General features: G+C 45.0%; 1 pseudogene. It reads right to left on the reverse strand.

The features are described 5' to 3' along the window. Positions 1-371 precede the first annotated feature (371 nt). Positions 372-1,397: pseudogene (locus AB4Z50_RS35835) on the reverse strand (IS110 family transposase); the annotation flags it as partial. Between the last annotated feature and the right edge of the window lie 325 nt (positions 1,398-1,722).

Here is a 1,722-nt window from a genome sequence, read left to right on the forward strand (position 1 = left end):
CTTAGGTTTTGAACGATTTCCTTTCGTACAAGACAACCTTTAAATGGAACAAGATTGTAGATAGTGTAAAATATGGGGCGAAGAATGTACAAAAAGCCTCTCCACTCAGACCACTCGTTTAAAAAAGTGGACTTTGGGAAGATTTATGGTCGCACCTTTGGATCTCCACATCGTCTCATGGAGGTCAACCCTCCCATGTCTCACAGAGTCTACGCTCCCACATTCCTTCATTCAACCTGTCCATGAGGTGGAGGTCGGATATTGCTGCCCGTCAGGATCTTCGTCCGTATGTTAGTTTTGTTCCGACTCATCCGTGCTTCAATTGTCTGTAACTCTCTTATCTACGTTCGTCTTCTATGAAAACATTGAATTTAAGCTGCTAATGACACTGCCGTGAATTGGGGGATATCCTGTAACATCTTTTCTTCACTAAACTCATGCCCCTTTTTCAGGACACCAAACAGAACGCGAATTAGYTTGTTGCATAACGCAATGAGCGACTGCATCTTTTTCAAGGGATTATCTGGCCGTTTCGTGTAATACTGATGCAAGGCCTTAAACGCCCRGTTCTTAGCCACCAGTGGCATCATCACGCGAAATAGYAGCGCTCGTAGCCGCCTACGACCTCGCTTCGTAATCTTTGTTTGTCCCTTGTGTTTACCTGACGTATTTTCTTTAAGATTCAAGCCGGCGAGCTTAATAATCTGTTTGGGATGTCTGTATCGCTCTATGTCGCCAACTTCAGCGAGAAAACCAGCAATACTGTCACGGCCAATCCCTTTAATAGCCATTAGTTTCTTCACATGAGGGATTTGCTCCAAGAGCTCATCCAGCCTTGCCTCAAGCTCTTCAAACTTACTCTCTAGCAGCTCATACTGTGTTAACAACAACCTTAGCTCGARTTTTGCTAATGCCGTCCCTTCTCGTATACCAACAGAACSGCTTGCTGCTGCTTTCAGGCTTCTCATACGTTCGATGCCAAGCCCTCGTTTGGCAATCTTTCTAAGATGACTCAGCAAGGTTTCCTCAGATTCARAAACCAGCTCATGCGGTAACAAATAAAGACTGAGCATTTGGCGTGCTGACTTGCATTCCCAATCCTTAAACACCGTAAGGAACTCTGGAAAGTACCGATCCAACCAGTTATGAACGCGGCCTTGCACCACGCGCAGATCTGTCGACAGATGTTCGCGGATTTTCATCGCTTCCCTTAGTTCGGCATARATGCCCTGGGGAAGATGAGGTACGGCGTATCTTCCGTCTTTGACGAGCTGTGCGATGACCTTAGCATCTTTAATGTCGTTCTTGGTTGGTGAATTATCATCCAATTCTTTGCTTTTCTTCACGTGCAGCGGATTAACCACAGCGCACGTAATGTCCTGTTCTTTTAGATAATACGTTCATTTTGAGTAGAATTCATCTTGTAGTCTCCTTGGTTTGTATTGGATCCGGTCGCTGGCCAGCATCTGGGACCCATATACATCATACCAAGGAGTCTTTTTGTTTCTCAAACTTCGTATTTCTTCATAATAGGAATGCTGCCCGTTAGCGTAACCGCGAAGGGCTGCCACGCGGCCAATGTCATTAAGTTAATCTCCGAGACAAGATCGTAAATAGAAAGTGAATCTGAAACGGCATGGGAAAAGCCCTGTGCCGTTTATTTTTTTGATGCAAGACTGATAAATAGGAACAGCAAACAAACGGATGGACGATCCGCTTAAA

Source organism: Paenibacillus sp. 2TAB26, assembly GCF_052115145.1.
GTDB lineage: Bacteria > Bacillota > Bacilli > Paenibacillales > Paenibacillaceae > Pristimantibacillus.